The organism is Arthrobacter sp. PsM3, from assembly GCF_030433895.1.
Classification (GTDB): Bacteria; Actinomycetota; Actinomycetes; order Actinomycetales; family Micrococcaceae; genus Arthrobacter.
Map to the genome: position 1 here is coordinate 57,179 of NZ_JARUXE010000014.1, position 19,566 is coordinate 76,744.

General features: G+C 65.7%; 19 protein-coding genes and 1 pseudogene. 9 read left to right on the forward strand and 11 right to left on the reverse strand.

The features are described 5' to 3' along the window. From QCD75_RS09570 to QCD75_RS09580, 3 genes are all read left to right on the forward strand, one after another. Positions 1 to 936: a dihydrodipicolinate synthase family protein gene (locus tag QCD75_RS09570; RefSeq protein WP_301227972.1), complete on the forward strand. Its 936-nt coding sequence runs from the start codon at positions 1 to 3 to the stop codon at positions 934 to 936. Positions 937 to 1,051: 115 nt separating this feature from the next. Further along, positions 1,052 to 2,449, forward strand: a complete 1,398-nt coding sequence (locus tag QCD75_RS09575) for an MFS transporter (RefSeq protein WP_301227974.1) — start codon at positions 1,052 to 1,054, stop codon at positions 2,447 to 2,449. A 679-nt stretch (positions 2,450 to 3,128) separates the two neighbouring features. Then, entirely contained in the window at positions 3,129 to 3,560 is a 432-nt protein-coding gene (locus QCD75_RS09580) for a hypothetical protein (protein WP_301227976.1), read from the forward strand. 300 nt (positions 3,561 to 3,860) lie between these two features. On the opposite strand, the gene QCD75_RS09585 is transcribed toward QCD75_RS09580, so the two are convergent. From QCD75_RS09585 to QCD75_RS09605, 5 genes are all read right to left on the reverse strand, one after another. Then, entirely contained in the window at positions 3,861 to 4,463 is a 603-nt protein-coding gene (locus tag QCD75_RS09585) for a class I SAM-dependent methyltransferase (protein WP_301227978.1), read from the reverse strand. A gap of 130 nt (positions 4,464 to 4,593) precedes the next feature. Next, complete coding sequence (locus tag QCD75_RS09590) at positions 4,594 to 5,361, reverse strand: amino acid ABC transporter ATP-binding protein (protein ID WP_301227980.1); 768 nt, start codon at positions 5,359 to 5,361, stop codon at positions 4,594 to 4,596. Next, positions 5,358 to 6,395 carry an amino acid ABC transporter permease gene (locus QCD75_RS09595; protein WP_301227982.1) on the reverse strand — a complete coding sequence of 346 codons (1,038 nt, stop codon included), beginning with the start codon at positions 6,393 to 6,395 and terminating at the stop codon, positions 5,358 to 5,360. Before QCD75_RS09595 ends, QCD75_RS09590 begins: the two co-directional genes overlap by 4 nt. A gap of 6 nt (positions 6,396 to 6,401) precedes the next feature. Further along, positions 6,402 to 7,304: an ABC transporter substrate-binding protein gene (locus tag QCD75_RS09600; protein ID WP_301227984.1), complete on the reverse strand. Its 903-nt coding sequence runs from the start codon at positions 7,302 to 7,304 to the stop codon at positions 6,402 to 6,404. A gap of 84 nt (positions 7,305 to 7,388) precedes the next feature. Continuing rightward, positions 7,389 to 8,660 carry an alpha-hydroxy acid oxidase gene (locus QCD75_RS09605; protein WP_301227986.1) on the reverse strand — a complete coding sequence of 424 codons (1,272 nt, stop codon included), beginning with the start codon at positions 8,658 to 8,660 and terminating at the stop codon, positions 7,389 to 7,391. On the opposite strand from QCD75_RS09605, the pseudogene QCD75_RS22200 reads away from it, so the two are divergent. Further along, positions 8,660 to 8,830 (forward strand): annotated as a pseudogene (locus tag QCD75_RS22200) (helix-turn-helix domain-containing protein); the annotation flags it as partial. The gene QCD75_RS09605 and the pseudogene QCD75_RS22200 overlap by 1 nt on opposite strands. A 42-nt stretch (positions 8,831 to 8,872) precedes the next feature. Here the strand turns inward: QCD75_RS22200 and QCD75_RS09610 are convergent. Next, positions 8,873 to 10,225 (reverse strand): diacylglycerol/lipid kinase family protein, encoded by a 1,353-nt coding sequence (locus QCD75_RS09610; protein WP_301227988.1) that lies wholly within the window; start codon positions 10,223 to 10,225, stop codon positions 8,873 to 8,875. A gap of 70 nt (positions 10,226 to 10,295) precedes the next feature. Further along, complete coding sequence (locus QCD75_RS09615; RefSeq protein ID WP_301227990.1) at positions 10,296 to 10,631, reverse strand: cupin domain-containing protein; 336 nt, start codon at positions 10,629 to 10,631, stop codon at positions 10,296 to 10,298. Positions 10,632 to 10,822: 191 nt separating this feature from the next. On the opposite strand from QCD75_RS09615, the gene QCD75_RS09620 reads away from it, so the two are divergent. Next, positions 10,823 to 12,583, forward strand: coding sequence for a RecQ family ATP-dependent DNA helicase (locus tag QCD75_RS09620; RefSeq protein ID WP_301227992.1), 1,761 nt, complete (start codon positions 10,823 to 10,825; stop codon positions 12,581 to 12,583). A gap of 159 nt (positions 12,584 to 12,742) precedes the next feature. After that, the gene (locus QCD75_RS09625; RefSeq protein ID WP_301227994.1) at positions 12,743 to 13,498 is read left to right on the forward strand and encodes a hypothetical protein; all 756 of its coding nucleotides are present in this window, start codon (positions 12,743 to 12,745) and stop codon (positions 13,496 to 13,498) included. A gap of 13 nt (positions 13,499 to 13,511) precedes the next feature. On the opposite strand, the gene QCD75_RS09630 is transcribed toward QCD75_RS09625, so the two are convergent. Beyond that, complete coding sequence (locus QCD75_RS09630; RefSeq protein WP_301227996.1) at positions 13,512 to 13,817, reverse strand: acylphosphatase; 306 nt, start codon at positions 13,815 to 13,817, stop codon at positions 13,512 to 13,514. Between the two features lie 200 nt (positions 13,818 to 14,017). On the opposite strand from QCD75_RS09630, the gene QCD75_RS09635 reads away from it, so the two are divergent. Genes QCD75_RS09635 through QCD75_RS09645 form a run of 3 tightly spaced genes read left to right on the forward strand, consistent with a single transcriptional unit; the run spans position 14,018 to position 16,588 of the window. Then, positions 14,018 to 14,281, forward strand: coding sequence for a YegP family protein (locus QCD75_RS09635; RefSeq protein WP_301227998.1), 264 nt, complete (start codon positions 14,018 to 14,020; stop codon positions 14,279 to 14,281). Between the two features lie 52 nt (positions 14,282 to 14,333). Then, entirely contained in the window at positions 14,334 to 15,308 is a 975-nt protein-coding gene (locus QCD75_RS09640; RefSeq protein ID WP_301227999.1) for an ABC transporter ATP-binding protein, read from the forward strand. Positions 15,309 to 15,310: 2 nt separating this feature from the next. Then, positions 15,311 to 16,588 (forward strand): ABC transporter permease, encoded by a 1,278-nt coding sequence (locus QCD75_RS09645; RefSeq protein ID WP_301228001.1) that lies wholly within the window; start codon positions 15,311 to 15,313, stop codon positions 16,586 to 16,588. A 12-nt stretch (positions 16,589 to 16,600) separates the two neighbouring features. On the opposite strand, the gene QCD75_RS09650 is transcribed toward QCD75_RS09645, so the two are convergent. The 3 genes from QCD75_RS09650 to QCD75_RS09660 all read right to left on the reverse strand — a co-directional run bounded on the left by QCD75_RS09650 (position 16,601) and on the right by QCD75_RS09660 (position 19,396). Continuing rightward, positions 16,601 to 17,758 carry an alpha/beta fold hydrolase gene (locus QCD75_RS09650; RefSeq protein WP_301228003.1) on the reverse strand — a complete coding sequence of 386 codons (1,158 nt, stop codon included), beginning with the start codon at positions 17,756 to 17,758 and terminating at the stop codon, positions 16,601 to 16,603. A 95-nt stretch (positions 17,759 to 17,853) separates the two neighbouring features. Next, complete coding sequence (locus tag QCD75_RS09655) at positions 17,854 to 18,654, reverse strand: hypothetical protein (RefSeq protein ID WP_301228005.1); 801 nt, start codon at positions 18,652 to 18,654, stop codon at positions 17,854 to 17,856. A 1-nt stretch (position 18,655) separates the two neighbouring features. After that, positions 18,656 to 19,396 carry a hypothetical protein gene (locus tag QCD75_RS09660; protein WP_301228007.1) on the reverse strand — a complete coding sequence of 247 codons (741 nt, stop codon included), beginning with the start codon at positions 19,394 to 19,396 and terminating at the stop codon, positions 18,656 to 18,658. Positions 19,397 to 19,566: the final 170 nt, after the last annotated feature.

Sequence of the window (19,566 nt, forward strand, 5' to 3'; positions counted from 1 at the left end):
ATGACCATCGATCTTCGCGGACTTGTTCCCGCACCTGTAACGCCGTTCAACCGTGACGGCAGCGTCGACGTCGACGCGATCCACCGCCTCGGTGGCTGGCTGGCCAGCGTCGAGGGCGTCAAGGGCCTCGTTGTTCTAGGCCACGCCGGCGAAGGGACCTTCCTGACCCAGGAGGAACAAGCCCTCGTCATCCGCGCCTTCAAGGAATCCGTCAATGGCGAACTGCCGATCATCGCCGGCATCACGGGTGAGGGCAACATGGTCGCTGCATTGGAAGCCAAGCGTGCAGTGGAGGCCGGCGCCTCCGCCGGTCTGGTCTACCCGTCCCATGGCTGGCTCCGCTTCGGATACCAGAAGGGCGCGCCGCAAACGCGCTACAAGGAAATCTACGAAACCTCCGGGCTGCCGCTGATCCTCTTCCAGTACCCGGACGCCACCAAGGCCACCTACGATCTGGAAACCCAGCTCGAGATCGCTGGCCAGGAAGGCGTGTTCGCCACCAAGAACGGCGTGCGTAACATGAAGCGCTGGGACACCGAAATCCCGGTCCTGCGCGCAACCTACCCGGACCTGCAGATCCTCACCTGCCACGATGAGTACCTGCTGCACACCATGTTCGACGTAGACGGCGCACTCGTCGGTTACGGCGGACTGGCGCCCGAGCCGCTGGTGGAGCTCATCGCCGCCGGAAAGGCCAAGGACTACGCCGCGGCCCGCGCCATTCATGACCGCCTCCTGCCGGTGACCAAGAATGTCTACCACCGCGGATCCCACATGGAAGGCACCGTCGCCCTCAAGGAAGGCCTCGTCGCCCGCGGCATCCTCGAGCACGCTACCGTCCGCCCGCCACTGCTTCCGCTTGCCGAAGGCGCCGGCGATGAGATCGCACTGGCTCTCAAGTCCGCCAACCTGGGCAGCGTAACCGTCCCCGCCTGATCTTCGGATCCCTGAGGATGGCGGGCAACCCGCCCGCCATCCTCTCCAAACTTTCACTCTCCCACTCTTGGTCAATGACGACCCCAGCAACGCAGCTGGAGAAGGAGGACTCGCAGTGCGCGAGCCGAACAACACCGCAACCATGGCCAGCGGCCCGGAGGCCGCCAGAATCAACGCAGAGCTGGTGGCAAGACTCGAACGGCTCCCGGTCACTCGACGTCTGAGCCTCATCCGCATCATCATCGGATCAGCAACCTTTTTCGACGCTTACACCGTCCTGGCCATCGCCTTCGCGATGCCCCAGCTGGTGACGGAATGGCACCTGAGCGCAGGCGAAATCGGAATGATCCTTTCCGCCGGCTATGTCGGCCAAATCTTCGGGTCCCTCTTCTTCGGACACCTGGCCGAGAGGATCGGACGGCTGCCCGTCCTCCTCATCACCATCCTGCTGTTCGTGTCCATGGACATCGGTTGCCTATTCGCCTGGGGAGCCTGGTCCATGATCGTCCTCCGCTTCCTCCAAGGCATCGGCACCGGCGGCGAAGTACCAGTCGCCAGCGCCTACATCAACGAATTCATCGGGGCCAAGAAGCGCGGACGCTTCTTCCTCCTCTATGAAGTGATCTTCCCCGTCGGCCTCATGTTTGCAGGCATTGCCGGCTACTTCCTGGTACCGGTCTTCGGCTGGAAGGCCATGTTCATCGTCGGCCTCATCCCCGCGGTACTGACTATCCCCATGCGGGCCCTGATGCCCGAGTCACCGCGCTGGCTCGCCTCCACGGGCCGCGTCAAGAAGGCCGACGCCGTCGTCAGCATGCTCGAAAACGAGGCACTCAAAGCCGGGGCCACGCTGCCCGAACCCGTCGTGCGCCCCGTGGACGCCAAGGCCACCGCCCGCTCGGACTGGCGGGAACTTTTCAAGGGAATCTACCGCAAACGCACCTTCACCATCTGGTTCCTGTGGATCTGCGTATACATGGTCAACAACGGCCTCATCACCTGGCTGCCGACCCTATACAAGCAAACTTTCAACCTGCCACTGCAGACCAGCCTCGCCTACGGCTGGGTGACATCGGCGGTCGGCGTAGTCGCTTCCATCCTCTGCGCCCTGCTCATTGACAAGGTCGGCCGCAAGCGCTGGTACTCCGTGGCCTTCCTCGCCTCCACCGTTCCCCTCATCATCCTCACGGCCCTGGGCGCCGTCTCCGCGACACAGGTCGTCGTGTTCGCCAGCATCGCCTACGCCATCCTCCAGACCATCTCGTTCTCGCTGTACCTCTACTCTGCAGAGCTCTACCCGACCCGCCTCCGGGCCATCGGCACCGGCTTCGGCAGCGCCTGGCTCCGCGCAGGATCCGCCGTCGGACCGCTCCTCGTCGGATGGATCGTCGACAACTACGGCATCAGCTACGTCTTCACCGTCTTCGCAGCAGTCGCCCTCATCGGAGGCCTCATCACCATCGTCTTCGCCATCGAGACCAAGGGCCGGGTCCTCGAGGAACTCTCGCCCTAACCCAGCCCCATACACCGCGCGCAAATTACCAAGCCACGGCGGCCCAGACCTCAAAGAGGCTGGGCCGCTCCGGCTTGCCAGGGCACGACGCGCGGTATCTCAGTGCAAGGGCCAGCCAAGCGTGGATGACCTTCAGAAGGATTCCTCCGCACGGGGCAGCGAATATGTGGGCCGCCCGTGAGTATGTCAACCCGATTCAGGCCTGTGGAGTCCCTCGCCCGGATCCCTGAATATGTTTTTTCACGTTTCATGTAACCAAAGCGGGTTCGCCGGAAACTACTGGAATGAACGGCTAAATTTGCCTTCGAAGAAATCAATGGGGGACAGAAATAACATGAATTACCGGTCCAGCTCTGTCAGAAAAGCAACACTCACTGCTCTTGCGTTGAGTCTTACTCTTTCTGCCTGTGCGCCTGCCAAACAAGAAGCAGCCCCGTCAGCATCTCCCTTAACGTCGGTCATTGCGACGGAGACTGTTCCTGCCACGGCCGCCCCTACCGCAACGGCTACGCCGACACCCAGCCTCACGGCGACGGTAGAGCCAACGGTGGCTCCTGCTCCTACCCCTGAGCCAGCCGCACCGGGACTCGCAACCTTCACTTTCCCTGACGGTCATATCTCCTTTGACCACCCTGCCAACTGGACCATCAAAACCCAGCAGGGTCCGTACCTTGATCATGTGAATGAAACAGACAAGGCAAAGTCAGTAGAGGCTCACATTTACGATGAAACCGGCAACCAGGTTTCAGTCATCACAAGCGGTGGATACGGTGGCGGTGCAGCAGGACCATCACTGCTGACGGTTCTGGATTCCCAGCCGGTCCCCAGTTTCCCGGTCAGGGATGGTGCCACAGTCTTTGCCTTCATTAAGTATGAGAATCCTGTTGACCACTCAGTCTTTTACCGCATGGGCAACATGGGCACAGAGCATGTCACCAACGGTGAAGGTACTTCCGGTAGCTATGTTCGCATTGTGGGAAATGGCGCGTCCGAAGCACATGTTGACTTTGGCAGCCCCGCATTCAGCTCCCCGGAGAGTGCAAAAGCGTGGATGAAAACCCAGCAATACAGCCAGCTCAAAGCAATGCTGACCAGCATGCGCTACGTGTAGTAGCCCGGGGTTTATGTCGGGTTGGCAGAGTCACGCCACGGCTTCAGGCTGGGCCGGGCCGGGCCGGGCCGGACCACGCCGCCCCATGTTCGGCTCCCGTCACCAGCGAAAGGCGTCAAAGAACCTTGGAAAGGAACGCCTTGGTCCGGTCGTGCTGCGGATTGCTCAGGATCTCCACAGTCGACTGATAAGGCCGCGGTCGTCCACGTAACAAAGTAGTCCACCGGGATCCGACGCGGACCGGCGCCTCCGAAGTTGGTCCGCGTCGGATCCGCGGACCGCGGCAAACGGTGTAGCGAGTTACAACTGGCGGGCGATGACGTCGTAGATGTGCCAGTGCTTGGGACCCCGAAACGACAGGCCCTCGGCGTCGTACACCTCGAATGTCTGGATCTGCAGCCCGTCGAAAAGCCGGCGTGCCTCCACCTCGGTGTGGAAGTTCCACTCCGGGACGTCCGCCCAGGAATCCCGGTCCCCGAACAGGTTCACGGCCACAACGCCCTCGCGCCGGAGGGCTCCCAGCATCATCCACCAGAAGCGTCCGAATTCCGCCGGGCGGATGAAAGGCAGCGAATAGCCAGCGAAGATCAGGTCCGCTGCCGGGAGGTCCCGGAGTTCCTGGAAGGGGCGGACCTCGATACTGAGCCGGCCGTCCGCGTCCGTCGGTACGATCCCCAGCAGCCGCTCCCTGGTGTCCAGCAGAGAATCCACGGCGTGCACCCGCCAGCCATCGCGCAGCAGGGCCAGCGTTTCTTTTCCGGCGCCGCAACCCAGGTCAATGGCACGGCGGCCGTTCCCCTGACCGGCGAAAGACATGGCCTCGATGCAGAGCGGGCGCACGGGACGGTCCGCCTGGGCCGCGTTGTAGTCAGCCCAGACCTTGCTGTCCGCGAGGCTTTCCACAGCATCATTTTTCCACTCGCGCGGCGGCAAAGCCACAGGTCAGGGCCGCGTAAGGCCCGGCCCAGGCAGGGCGGGGCCCGCCAGCGAGTGGTCGGCTCCCGGCCTCAGCGAACGTCGCCAGCGAAAGGCGTCAGAGGACCTTGGAAAGAAACGCCTTGGTCCGGTCGTGCTGCGGATTGCTCAGGATCTCCCGGGGCGGTCCGGCCTCCACCACCACGCCCTCGTCCATAAAGACCAGCGTGTCCGCCACTTCGCGGGCGAAGCCCATCTCGTGGGTCACCACGATCATGGTCATCCCGCTCTTGGCCAGTTCCTTCATGACGTCGAGCACCTCGCCCACCAGTTCCGGGTCCAGGGCGCTGGTGGGCTCGTCGAAGAGCATCAGCTTCGGGTCCATGGCCAGGGCGCGGGCGATGGCCACGCGCTGCTGCTGCCCGCCCGAGAGGTGCGCCGGATAGGCGTCCCCCCTGTCGCCGAGCCCCACACGCTCCAGCAGTTCCATGGCCCGTGCAGTGGCTTTGGCCTTGGAAATACCTTTCACCCGCATGGGGGCCAGAGTGATGTTCTCCACCGCGGTCAGGTGCGGAAACAGGTTGAACCGCTGGAAGACCATTCCGATTTCCTGGCGCTGGAAGGCTGCTTCCTTGAGCTTCAGCTCGTAGAGCTTGTCCCCCTTTTGGCGGTAGCCAACCAGCTGGCCGTCGACCGAGAGCCGGCCGCCGTCGACCCGTTCGAGGTGGTTGATGCACCGCAGGAACGTCGATTTGCCCGAACCGCTGGGCCCCACAATGCAGAGCACCTCGCCCGGGTCCACCTCCAGGCTGATTCCCCGCAGCACCTTGTTAGTGCCGAAATTCTTGGAAACCCGCTCCGCAAGCACCATCGGCGCGTCCGTCATCCTTTTCCTCCAAAGTCGTTTCCGAGCGGTGCTCCGGGCTCGCCGGGACCCGCCGTCGGTGCCGTTGCCGGCGTCGCCGGTTCCTTGCCTGTCCTGACCCGGCCGGTTCCTCGCGAGAAGCGCTTCTCAATAAAGTGCTGGCCCACCATCAGGACAGAGGTAAAGAGCAGGTACCAGAGCGACGCCACCAGCAGCAGCGGCACCGGAGTGAACGTCACCGCGGAGATACCGCGGGACACCCCATAGAGGTCGATGCTCAACGGAATAGCGGCCACCAGGGAGGTGGTCTTGAGCATTGAGATCACCTCGTTGCCGGTGGGCGGAATGATGATCTTCATGGCCTGCGGAACCACCACGAACCGCATCGTCTGGCCCCAGGACATCGCCAGCGCCGTCGAGGCCTCTGCCTGTCCCTCGTCCACGGACAACAGCCCGGCGCGCACGATCTCGGACATGTAGGCCGCTTCGTTCAGCGCCAGCCCAATCACGGCCGTGATGAAGAGGTTGGTGAAGATCTCGTTCGGGATGGTCACCCACGGGTCCGTAAACGGAATGCCCAGCGTGAACACCGGGTAGATCAGGGACACGATGCCCCAGAAGACCAGCTGCACGTAGACCGGGGTGCCGCGGAAGATCCAGATGTACAGCCAGGCGATGCTCTTCAGCACCGGGTTGGGCGAAAGCCGCATGATGGCCAGCAGCAGGCCGATGACGATCGCGCCGATCATCGCGTAGATGGTCAGCCAGAGCGTCACCCAGGCTGCCTGGCTGATCCGGCGGTCGAAGATGTACTTGCCCACGTCCGGCCAGCCGTAGTCCGGGCGCTGGGCGGCGTCCAGCACAAAGACCGCCAGCCCGAGCACGAGGATTACTGCCACCACGTTCCGCCAGGGGTGGCGCAGCGGGATGGCGACGATGGCTTCCGGCGGCGCGTCGTCGTCGTGACGGCCCCGGCCGGCCCGGGGCGTCCTGCCGGACTCCCCGTGCCTGCCGGGTTCGGCCTCAAGCATCCGGTCGGATTCCGGCTCGCTCATCTGCTATCACCCTTTGGCTGCCACGTTGAGTGCCGCCGTCTTGATGCCGCCGGCTTCCACTCCCCACTTGGACAGGATCTTGTTGTAGGTACCGTCGTCGATCAGCGTCTGGAGGGCCTTCTGCAGGACCGGGGTGAATTCGCTGCCCTGGGCCACGGGGATGCCGTACGGGGCCACTTCGAAGGCGTTGCCGGCGGTCTGCAGCTTGTCCTTGGTCTTGGAGATCGCGTAGAGGGTGACGGGCGAATCGGCGCTCATGGCGTCCACCTGTCCCACCACGAGGGCGTTGGTGGCCTGGTCCTGCGCGTCGTACTTGAAAATGGTGATGGCCGGCTTGCCGGCGTCGGTGCAGGCCTTCGACTTTGCGGGCACCTCGTGGGTGTCCTCATAAGTGGTGGCCTGGACGGCGACCTTGAGTCCGCAGGCGTTGTCCGGGTCCACGGTCTTGCCCTTGGGCGCGGCCCACTGGATGCCGGCGGAGTAGTAGTTGACGAAGTCGACCTGCTTTTCGCGTTCCAGGGTGTCCGTGAAGGAGGACATGCCCATGTCATCCTTTCCTGCGCGCACGGCGGGGAGGATGTTGTCGAAGGTGCCGATGTCGAAGTTGACCTTCAGGCCCATGACCTTGCCCAGGGCGTTGGTCAGGTCCACTGACCAGCCTGCCGGCGCACCGTTGTCGTCCTTGAACTCGTTGGGCGGGTAGTTGTTGGCCATGCCGACGTTGAGCACGCCGGCGCTCTTGATTTTCTCCGGCAGCGACGCGGCGATGGCGTCGTTCTTTTTGACGTCGATGGCGTCCGCGGTTCCGGAGGCCGAGCCAGTGGCGGCCGGTTCGCTGTTGTTGACGCAGCCGGTGAGCGAGAGGGCCGTGGCTATGGTGAGAACGGGGAGGAGGTATCGGGTGCGCATGGTTTCCTTAGCTGTTCAGAGAGTCCCTGGGTTCCCGCAAGTCTGCGGGAGGAAGGCACTGTGTGCCTGCAAGTTCAGAACTCGTTAGTGCGTGTTGCCTGACGCTGTTGCTTCAAGAATTTCTCCGGAATGACGGATGTCCCGCAGAATTTCCCCGCCTCGAGCCTTCAACTCGGAAATGCTGGAAACGCCCACCAACGTCATCGTACGCCGCAGTTCGTCTTCGAAGATCTCAATGATGCGCCCGACTCCCGGCGAGCCCGCCGCCACCAGTCCGTAGAGGTAGGCCCTGCCGATCGAGCAGGCGTCGGCGCCCAGCGCCAGCGCCTTGAGGACGTCGCTGCCCCGGCGGATGCCCGAGTCCACGTAGATCTCAATGGAATCGCCCACCCGCTGCCGGGATTCCTGCAGCACATCCATCGGACTGAGCATGTGGTCGAGCTGGCGGCCGCCGTGGTTGCTCAGCTGGACGGCGTCCAGCCCGATCCGGGCGGCCTTGTCGACGTCGGCCGGGTTGACGCAGCCCTTGAGCACGATCTTGCCGTGCCACGCCTGGCGCAGGGCTTCCAGTTCGCCCCATCCGCTGGTCGCGTCCGAGTGGCCCAGGATGTGCTGCCACATGGACGGGGTGACGACGGAGGTGGCTGCGGCGCTGCGCGGATCCAGGTTCGGGAAGCTGATGCCGTCCGACTTCAGGAAGTTGATCCACCAGGAGGGCCGCCGGGCGATGTCCGCGATGGTGGACAGCGTCAGGGCGGGAGGTGCGGTGAAGCCGTTGTGCAGGTCCCGTTCCCTGGCGCCGAGGGCCCGGGTGTCGACGCCGACAATCAGTGTGTTGAACCCGGCGGCCTCGCAGCGCGCCAGTTTGTCCTTCAGTGCCTGGGCGTCGGAGGTGAGCCCGAAGTTGAACCAGCGGTCCAGGCCCGGGTGGTTCTGCGCAATGGTTTCCATGGCGACGGTGCTCAGCCCGGCCAGCCCGTAGGGGATGCCGGCCCGGTCGGCCGCGGCCGCGACGGCCAGCTCGCCCTCAGGATGGAACAGCCGGGTGGCGCCGGTCGGCGTCAACGTCAGGGGAAGGGCACTGCTTTTTCCAAGCAGGGTGGTGCTGGTATCGGGTCCGGAGACCGGCCCCCAGCTGGGCATGAGCGCCCAGGAATCGAAGACGGCGCGGTTGCGGCGGAGCGTCACCTCGTCTTCGGAGCCGCCGTCGAGGTAGTCAAAGATCCCTGCCGGCAGGACCCGCTGTGCCGCTTTGCGGTATTCCTCCACATTGTAGGCGTTGGCCAGCACCCGGCGTCGTCGGGAAAAGACGGGGGCTTTGACCTGGATGAGCTGTTTGGCTTCGCTGATTTTCAATGACGGCCTTTCCCCTGCGTGCGTGCGTTACGGTTCAGCGTAGCGGCGGCAACGCGATCGAGGCCGCAAAGTCCTTGGATGTGCACGTCAACACGGTCCGCTGCCGCTTGTCCCGGGTGGAGACCCTTTTCGGCCTGGACCTGGACGATCCCGAAACGCGGCTGCTCGTCGGGCTGCAGTTGTGGGCCGGGCACAACCGGTCGTTCCGCGGGTCAGGCCCCCGCGGCTGCCGGGGCGGACGACCGGGCCACGTGCCCCCACGCGAGCTCACGGAGCCGGACCAGGTCCAGCGCCGGCTGGGCGGGCGGGACGCCGGGACGGTGCCGCGGGACCAGGACGCGCAGCGCGGCGGGTTCGATCGTGCACCGCACCGGGGTGGGAATCATCAGCGCCTCGCCGTCCACTCCGACGGGGATCTCGGGGGCATCGGCGTCGACCACCACCTCCGCGGCGGTTCGCTGGATCAGGCCGCGCTTCGTCGCCCGGCGCAGCAGGCCGACAGCCTCGCGGGTGCTGGAGGCGGAGAGCGCCACCGCCCCGAGCACGCCCCGGTCGAGCCGGGTGCGGCGGCCCAGGCCGGCAAGGTCGTGGCTGCCGTAGGGGCAATTGCTCACCAGCACCGCCTGCGGCCCGTCCACCCTCGTGCCGTCCATCCGGGCGTGCAGCCGCGCGCCCTTGTCGCCCTTGATCAGGTCCGGGAGCATCTGCAGCACGGTGCCGGCTTTGTCATCGCGGTACTCCGGGCTCTGCACCACCTCGGCGTAGACCCCGAAGGAGGCATTGTTGACGAAGGTGCGGCCGTTGATCTTGCCCAGGTCGACGTGGAGCTCGACGCCGTCCCGGAGGGCATCCAGGCAGCCCGTGGGGTCCTCCCGGTCCAGACCGAGGTCCAGGGCGAAATGGTTGCGGGTGCCGGCGCTGATCACCAGGAACGGCAGGTTGTGCTCGGCCGCGATGCCGGCCACCAGCGCCTGCGTTCCGTCGCCCCCGGCGACTCCGAGCAGATCGGCTCCCCGTTCCACCGCGTCCCGGGCCAGGGCGGCGACGTCGATCTTGTCCGGGCCCTCCAGCAGCGCCACCTCGGCGCCGAGTTCCTCCGCCTTCCGCTGCAGCTCGAACTTCACCACCTTGCCCCCGCCGGACCGCGGATTCATCACCACGAAGGGATGCCGCCAGATGGGGGCCGGGTACTCGGCCATCTTCGACCCTTCACGCGGCTCCCGGAGGGCCGCTCGGGCACAGACCAGCGCCACAAACACCAGCCCGACGGTGATCATGACCTCCAGCAGCAGGCCCGCCTGGATGAACAGGAACAGGACCACCAGCGGGGCGAGCACCGCCAGCGCCAGCGCACACCAGCGCAGAATGCCCCGGCTGATGAGGAACCAGTAGATTCCCGCCACCATCACCACCAGCCCGCCGGCCGCCGTCACGAGCAGCGCGACAGTGCCCGCGAGCCCAGCAGCCACCAGCGGGACCGCCGCCGCGCAGAAGACCGCGACAAAGGCGAACCGAGCCCACCACCGCCGGGTCTCGGGGACTTCTTCGAGAGGGATGACAGTCATGTCCTGCTCCTTGCGGTAATCCGGCCCGGGGCCGGCGCCTCGCCTGGTCTGCCGGCCTGCGGCCCAGCCGTCAGGTCTTTATTTTCGCGACGGTCATCAGGATCGCCGAGTCCTCTTCCGCTTCCAGGCTGTGCAGCCCGTCCGGCACGATCAGCAGGTCACCGGTCTTCCCCTGCCAGGATTCATTGCCGGCGCGAAGCCGGACGCAGCCGCGGAGCACAAAAACGGTCGCTTCGCCGGGGTTCTGGTGCTCGCTCAACTGCGTTCCCGCCCGGAACGCCATCACTGTCTGGCGGAGGGTCTTCTCATGGCCGCCAAAGGCCGTGTCCGCGGCACGCCCGCTCGGGGCCGCCACCGCAGCCGCGATCTGCTGACGGGCAAGGGCGTCGAGCGATATCTTCTGCATGGGGCCACCCTACTCAGAAACGGGCCCGCTGCCGAGGGACCTTTGCCCCGGTCGGGGCGCGGGCTGCCTTCCCGGCGACCCCGCACTTTGTGCAATTTTCCCGGGAAGTCCTACCCTGAAACCAACGGCCCGCACCGTGGCCGGCCCGTCCCACCCCAAACTGTCGCGACCTGCCGCACTGGAGCTGCCCCATGACCGAGGCCATCGACGACGCCGGGCTCCGCCGGCTCGCGGACGTCACCTTTGGCCTGACGCACCTGCGCGAGGGTCAGCTCGCCGGGATGCGTGCCCTCGCCGCCGGCCGGGACGTCCTCGCCGTCATGCCCACCGGCTACGGGAAGTCGGCCATCTACCAGGTGCCCGCCCTGCTGCTGCACCGAGAGCAGCAGCGGCCCACCGTCGTCGTGTCCCCGCTGATTTCCCTGCAGGAGGACCAGCTGGACGGGCTGCGGGAAGCGGCGGGGCCCGGCGGAGCCGTCGCGGTCAACTCCTCGCACAGCGCCGCCGGGCAGGAGCGTGCGTGGCGGGCGGTGGAGAACGGCGACGCGGCGTTCCTCTTCCTCGCTCCGGAACAGCTGGCCAAGCCCAGCACGGTGGAACGGATCGCGGGGCTGAACATCGTCCTCTTCGTGGTGGATGAAGCGCATTGCGTCTCCGCCTGGGGCCACGATTTCCGGCCCGACTACCTCCGGCTCGGCGAGGTCCGCGAGCGCCTCGGCAACCCGACCACCGCCGCGCTGACGGCCACAGCCTCTCCCCCGGTGCGCGAGGAGATCCTGGGCCGCCTCGGCATGGCCAACCCGCTGGTGCTGGTCCACGGCTTCGACCGGCCCAACATCCGGCTGGAGGTGCTCCGCCACCATGAGGACAAGGCAAAGCGCCGGGCCGTTACCGAACAGGTCGCAGGGCTCAGCGCCGGAGAGCGCGGACCCGGGCTGGTGTATGCCGCCAAGCGCAAGGACACCGAACGGTACGCCCTGAAGCTGGCCCGCAGCGGCCTCCGCGCGGCGGCCTATCACGCCGGCCGCACGCCCGCCGAGCGGGAGCTGGTCCACCAGCAGTTCCTCGACGGCGGCCTGGACGTGGTGGTGGCGACCACGGCGTTCGGCATGGGGATCGACAAACCCGACGTCCGCTTCGTCATCCACGCGGACATCCCCGAGTCCCTCGACAGCTACTACCAGCAGATCGGCCGTGCCGGACGGGACGGCCAGCCATCCCTCGCAGTGCTGCACTACCGCTCCGAGGACCTCGGGCTGCGGCGCTACTTCGCCACCCACACCCCCGACGAGTCCGCGCTGCTTGCGGTCCTCACCGTGCTGCGAGAGGCAGGCAGGCCGCTGCCGCCACAGACACTGGCCGAGTGGACCGCCTTCCCTCTCCGGCGCGTCACCGGCCTGCTGAACGAGCTGCAGGACACCGGCGCCGTCACGGCCGGCCACGACGGCGTCCGGCTCGACCCGGCCGCCGACCCCGCGCAGGTGGTGGAACGCGCTGTCGATCTCGCCGCCGCCCGCGAGCGGGTGGACAAGTCCCGGATCGCGATGATCCGCAGCTACGCCGAAACGCACCGGTGCCGCCGCCAGTTCCTGCTCGGCTACTTCGGCGAGGACCTGCCCGAACCCTGCGGGAACTGCGACAACTGCACTGCAGGGACGGCGCTGCTGCCGGAGCACGACGGCGGGGCTGCCGCCGTCGGCGTCGCTGTTGTTGCCGCTGGCCCGGGCGCTGCCGCACAGGGTGGGGACGCCGGCGGTTCGGACGCCCACGGTTCGGACGCCGGCGTCGTCGAGCCGTTCCCGTTGAACTCACGTGTGGAGCATGCCCTCTGGGGTCCGGGACTGGTCATGGGGCACGACGGTGACCTCCTCACCGTGCTGTTCGACCGCGAGGGCTACCGGACGCTGTCCCGCAAAGCCGTCCTGGGCCACGGCCTCCTCACGCGGTCCTGAGGCTGAAATCTTCGGTTCCTGCTCCACGCCCCGTTCCGCGGTCGTACGCTCTTCCCTCTCCATTCAACGGCCCCGGCACTGGCGGATTACTATTGACGATCATTTCGCAATCTGCTAAACCCGTCGAACAATTGATACGCGCAAGATTTGGGGGCTCTCATGAAAAGCAGACCTCGACTGGTCCGGGCGATTTCGCTGAGCGTCGTTGCGCTTTTCCTCCTGGCAGGGGCTTCCGACTGTGGCCAAGCGATCAAATCCGCAATTGCGGCCGTCGGAAAAGGTAGCGACGATGCAGCCAAGGTGGTCGTTCATTCTGCACAGCCATCGGAGTTGAACAGTGCGGCCAAGAACCTGGATGATCTGGTTGCCAAGGTTCCCGAAAGGGGCTCTCTCAGCCCTCAAGAGCTGAAAATCATTGCCAATGCGGAGGACCGCGCTGCAGCGTTCCGTGAATTTGCGACACTACTTGGCGTTTCTGACGGGGTCTCCTCTTCCATTACCAGCGAGTCGTGGATCCTGGTGAGGGGTTCCTTAATTGGCGGGAGCCATCCATCAGATGCATTCGTAGCGTATATGGACAATCTGGTGAAAGGATTGGTCAAGGACACAACATGCTCATCTTTTGCCGCTCTAATGTCCGCACAACAAACGCAAGACGTGGCCCAATACACGACCACCTTCACACGTATCCAACCTTCTGAGGCAGGCGTTCGTAAAGGCGTCGAGGATCACCTGACCACCGCGGGCTACATGCTAGAGGAAGTCCGCTGGTTCTTGGACACCGCCGGTTTTTCGTCAAAAATTGTCGGAACAGCCAAGGGATACGTCGGCAAGATGAAATCTGCCGTAAGCGCTACGGCGTGGAACAACTCAGGGGCGACAAACGCATATCTGCGGCTTTGCGTCTTCAATTGACCGCCAAACCGGCCTAGTACACCACCCGGAAATTACTGAACGCCCCCGTGGCCCGGGAGATTGATTCCTCCACGGTCTCCACCTGCCCCGGCGCCTCCGGGGAGCGCAGCCAGCCCCGGAACTGCAGCACCACTGACTGGGGACCCTCCGCCACGATGGCCACCGAACCGTCGCTGTTGTTCCTGACCGTCCCCGTCAGCCCCAGCTCCTCGGCCTGGCGCACCGTCCAGTAACGGAAGCCGACGGCCTGCACCACGCCGTCCACCCGCGCCGACAGCCGGACCCACTCGCCGGAATCACCCCTCGGAAACTCAGCCATGGTCCAATGTAGCGCCCCTTCCGGTGGGCAACGCCAGAGGAGATTTGCGCTATCCATATAGGGACCTTTGCCCCTTACCTTCCATGACAGCCAGCGGGAAAATTGTCTGGTGCGTTGCGGGGACGTGTCGAGAAAACGGCATGGCACATGGAAGTGTCTCACCCTCCCGCCGTGCTGCATTGCCCGAAAGGACAAAAAAGATGGCAGGACAATTCGAAATCTTCACGGACGCTGAGGACAGCGTCCGTTTCCGGCTCCTCGGCGCCGACGGTACAGTTTTGGCGATTTCCAAGGCTTTTGATGACAAGCAATCCGCCGCGGTCGGCATCATGGCAGTCCGCGAATGCGCCGGCACCGGCCTGATCAAGGAGGCCCACACCAACGCATGGGGCGGTACAGGCCGGACCAGGGCAGGCCTGCCGACGCCGTCCCACCGCCGGCACCGGCATATCCCCGCCGTCTAAGCGGAGAAACAGTAAGACCCGGGCAGACAGCCCGGCATTATCGGGAGCCGCAATGGGCGAAGCACGGGTCCACATCAGCGGCTTCCGAATGGACTTCGGCGACACCACCGTGGTCCGCGACCTCTCCTTTGACGTGCACGCCGGCGAGACCTTCGGTTTCCTCGGCAGCAACGGCTCCGGCAAGACCACCACCATTAGGGCGTTGCTGGGCATTTACGAGCCCACCGCCGGAATCCTCCACATCAACGGCCGGGACTTCAAACCGGAGCACGGCGACAGGCTGGGCTACCTTCCCGAAGAGCGCGGGCTCTACAAGAAGGAAAAGGTCATCGACATCATGACCTACTTCGGCCGGCTCAAGGGGATGGAGCGGCGGACCGCGAAGCGATGGTCGCTGGAGTACCTGGACCGGGTGGCGCTGGCGGACCGCGCCTCCGCCGTGCTGGACAAGCTCTCCAGCGGGCAGCAGCAGAAGGTCCAGCTCGGGGTCACGATCATGAACAATCCCGAGCTGCTGATCCTGGACGAACCCACCAAGGGCTTCGACCCGGTCAACCGCCGCCTGCTGATGGACATCATCGAAGAACAAAAACTCGCCGGCGCGACCGTCATCATGGTTACCCACCAAATGGAAGAAGTCGAGCGCCTCTGCGACCGCGTCATCCTGCTCAAGGACGGCACCGCGGAAGCCTACGGGACGATCGACGAGGTGCAGAACAAGTACGGCGGCCGCATCATCCGGATCAGGCACACCGGCCCCATCCCCCGCTCACCCCACTACGAGGTGATGCTCGAGGAGACCAACTATTCGGAGCTGTCCATCACCGACGCCACCGACGAAGCCGTGATCCTCAAGGACCTGGTGGACGCGGGAGTGACCGTCCGAAGCTTCACCACCACCAAGATCTCCCTCGAGGACATCTTCATCCGGGTCTACGGCGACCAGAACAAGCCTTCCGTCTCTGGAACTGCCGGGGCCGCCGGCAGCGCCGGCCCCGGACAGTCCCGGCCGCGGGGAGGGGTGTAGCCGTGGCGCAGCACAACCTGGGCACGGTTGTGAGCTTCGAGTTCATCCGTACCGTGACCAAACGCCGGTTCTGGATCGGCACCCTGTCCGTCCCGATCATCATTGCCGTGGTCTTCGGGCTGATCTTCCTCAGCAACAGCACCACGGACACCGCTGCCGCGGCCCAGAAGAGCGCCCAGTTCAGCATCTCCTACACCGATGCCTCCGGACTGATCACCGCCAAGGATGCTGCGCTCTTCGGGGCCACCTCCGCGGTCTCCCCCGACGCCGGGATCCAGGCCGTGCAGTCCGGCACCGTGGACGCCTACTTCGACTACCCTGCCCACCCCGAAACGACGGCCGTCCGCGTCCACGGAGCGGACAAGGGGATCTTCGAGAACGGCAAGTATGCCGCCGTCGCGCAGGCCATGCTGACGCACGCCGTCGAACAGAGGATCGGTTCACCCCAGCTGTCCGCGCTCGCGGCCGGGAAGGTGCAGGTCGAGACCGTCACCTATGACGGCACCAAGGAATCCGGCGGCCTTGGCTCGGTGATTCCGCCGCTGTTCTTCCTGGTCATCTTCTACGGGCTGATCGTGCTCCTGGCCGGACAGATGCTCAACTCGACTCTGGAGGAGAAGGAAAACCGCGTCACCGAGATGATCCTGACCACACTCAAACCGAGGACGCTCATCGCGGGCAAGGTGATCGCGCTGTTCGGGATCGGACTGGTGCAGATGCTCGTGTTCCTGTCCCCCGTCGTGATCGGCCGGCTGTTCTTCCCCGAGGCGCTCAGCCTCACTGCCCTGGACCTGCCGCCGCTGATCCTGGACCCGTTCCGGATGACCGTGGGCCTGCTGGTCCTGGTCGGCGGCTTCGCCCTGTTCACCACCACGCTCGTGGCCATCGGCGCCGTGATGCCCACCGCCAAAGAGGCCGGCAACTTCATGGGCGTGATGATGGCGCTGATCTTCGTGCCGTTCTACGCAGTGGCTCTGGTGGTCTCCGATCCGCAGTCCCTCATCGTGCAGATCTTCACCTACTTCCCGTTCTCGGCCCCGGTCACCGCCCTGCTGCGCAACGGCTTCGGCTCCCTGAGCCCGCTCGAGGCCGGAATCGTGATCGTGATCCTCTTCGTGGGCGCGGCCGTCATGCTCCGCCTCGCTGTGAGGCTGTTCCAGTACGGTTCGATCTCCTACACCTCGAAGGTCAACATCCGGACCGCGCTGCGTGCCGGGTCGCGGCACCCCGCCGCTGAGAAGCCCCCCGACGACAACGGACCGCTGAAGACGGACAGCTGAGGACGGTCCCGGTTACTGGGTTGCGAGGAACTTCCTGATCGCCTCGGCCATGGCCCTGGACTGGGTCCAATGCAGGTAATGGCCCCCGGCGAGGGGGACGATTTCGTGGCGTTTGACGTTCTTCAGGAGATTTTCGAGCGCTGCAGCCCTGCCGGCGGTCTCCGGGGACCCGTCGTCGGCGACGAAAGCGAGCACGGGCAGCCCGTCGGGATAGCTCATTCCGCGCAGGTCCGAGGCGTTGTTCCCGGTTCGTGCCGTCTCATCAGCGACGGCCTGGTTGCCAAAATTCCAGCTCATCATCAGGCGCATGCGTTCACGTTCCTCCGGCGTGTAGGCATCCCCGTCCGGTTCCGCGAGGCCGGGGGCCACCGCGAGGACGTCGCGGACCACTCCAGTGACGGAGAGCAGCCGCGCCGCCGCACCTAGGATTCCTGACTCCACGCCCGCCGGGCCGCCCATGGCTTTCGGCACGGTGGCGTCGATCCCGATCACGGCTGCCACCTCCGCAGGATAGCGGTTGGCGTAGTCCAGCATGTAGAATCCGGCGATCGAGTGGCCGGCCAGAACATAGGGCTGGGTGATGCTGAGCTTTCCCAACACCTCGTGGAGTTCAGTGTTGATGTTCTTGTTGCTGCGTTCGCTGGCGCTCATGTCGGAGTAGCCGTAGCCGAATCCCTCAACAACCGTGACGTTGTAGTCGCCCAGTTCGCGGATCAGCGGTGCGAAGTCCAGCGCCGGCGCGGCCGTTCCCAGGCCGCTGAGCAGCACGATCGACTGGCCGGTGTGGCCGTTCCGGAAGACATTGACCGCTCCACCGGAGATCTCAATCCGTTCGCCATAAGGGGTGATGCTGGCCCGTTCCTGCCGCTCCAGCAGCAGGTTGGCCCCGGTCGACGCCAGGCCCAGACCGACTGCGGCCAGGGCCGCCACGGCGAGGATGCGCCATCCCTTCCGCCGCCTCGGCGGGCGCCGGCCGGGAACGGAGTCCACAGCGCTGGGGGTGGCATCGGCGGCAACGTTGGGGGTGCTATCGGCGGCAGCACTGGGGGTGGCATCGGCGGCAACACTGGGGGTGCTGTCAGCGGGAAAGGGGTCGGAAGCTTTGGGGTCGCCATCGGGGGCAGCCGGCTTGGGTGAGGAAGCGTCCGTGCGACGAGGGTTGATCCTCATGGCGGGCCTTTCAGTGCCGAAAGCGGTGCCAGGACGAACGGGCTGGTACCGCAAGGGTAACCCCGCGGGCACTGCGCCGGGCAGCCCCGGAACGGCTATTTCCCGGCCGGCGCACCCACCGGGTTTCCCGCCGGACGTAGGGAGGTGATCATCTTCCGGATGTCCTGGTACTCCGGGGTCGAGGTGTACAGCCTGGCCTTCTCCAGATACGGCAGGGCGGGATCCCCGGGCGTAACGTTGTTCTCCGGGTTGTATGTCCCGCCGAAGAAGGCGCCGCCCGGCGGCCAGAGGAACAGGTGGAACATCGGGCACGCCGTGTCGCCGGCCTCTTCGGGCACCATGGTGATGCCGTAGGCGGCGACGGTGGACTGTGTGGCCACCGCCCCGGTGTCCTCGCCCCGGGACTCGAAGACGTACCGGGGCACCCCGCCGTCGCCGCCGCCGCTCTCGGCAAGGGCAATCATGGGCGCCGAATCGTAGGCCTGGTACGGGGCCTTATCGCGGCATTCCGCCCCGGTGACGATGTTGGTCCGAAGACCCGCCACCGGCTTCCCCGCGGCGTTCAGCACGTCCACGAAATCCCCGGCGAGCGCCCCGCCGGGGTCCTTGACCGTCCAGCCGGCGGGGTAGTCGAACGACAACTCCCCGTTCGCCGTCGTAAACGTCGTCCAGCCCGAGGTGGGCCCCTCCGACGGCGGGCCGTCCGACGGCGGCGACCCGGCTGGCGTCGTGCCCGCTGACGGGGACGCCGTGTTTCCCTGGCTGTGGCTTTCCGAAGCGTCGCCGGCCGGCGGGGCCGGGGCCAAACCGCAGGACGTCAGCAGCAGGACCGCGCTGAGGGCTGCGCCGGCAGCGGCGCAGAGGACGGCACCGGGTGAACCCGCCGGAATCCTCACGTCATTGCTTTCCGACCGGCCGCAGTGAAGTGACCGCCTGCTTGACGTACTTGTATTCGGTGGTGTCCTTGTACACCTCAGGGGTATCCACGTGCGGGGGGCCGCCCGGGGTGGTGTCGAACGGGTCGTAGACACCACCAAACGCAGCGCCGCTGGGGGGCCAGGTGAAGACATGGGATATGGGGCAGGCGGTGTCCCCGGAGGGCTCCGGCGCAGAGGTGATGCCATATGCCAGGCTGAGGGACTCCGGCGGATCATTTGAGGACCCGTCCCCGGGATCACCCGGGTACGGGTCGGTCCGCCCCTCGTAGACGAACCGCGGCGTCACCCCGCCCTGGGCCAGGGCCGGGACGGGCTCGGCGTCGTACACCATAAATGGGACCTTCTCCGTGCATTCGTCCGACGCAGCCACGTTGGTCCGCAAGGTCGCCATCGTCTTGCCGTAGTCACTGACGAGCGCCACGAACGCACCGTCCTCCGCGGACTGACCGGCCTTGACCGTCCACTCCTCCGGGTAGTCGAACGCGAGCGTGCCGTCCGAGGTCGTGAACGTCTTCCAGCCCGCCGGGACCATGCCGGCGGGTGAGGGGGCGCTGGTCTGCGGAGGGCTGGCTGTTGCGCTGGCAGCCGTGGCCGGCGCGGAGCCGGTGGCGGGGGCCGCAGCCGGTGACCCGCATCCGGCAACGACGGCGGCTGCGCAGACAGAGGAAAACGTTGTGGCGAATGGCGCACCCCGGCGCATGGCACCCTCCCCCTGGGAAAATTGCGTGGTTGGACAATTCTCTGGTCTTTGGCCGCCAAAACTAGGGCCTTAGGACCCCTGCCGGACAGCCGTGACGGCGGCGGGACACCCCGCGCTCCGGCCGTGATGCTTCCCACGTTGCCCCCCGCAGATTTCAATTGGCCGCGGAA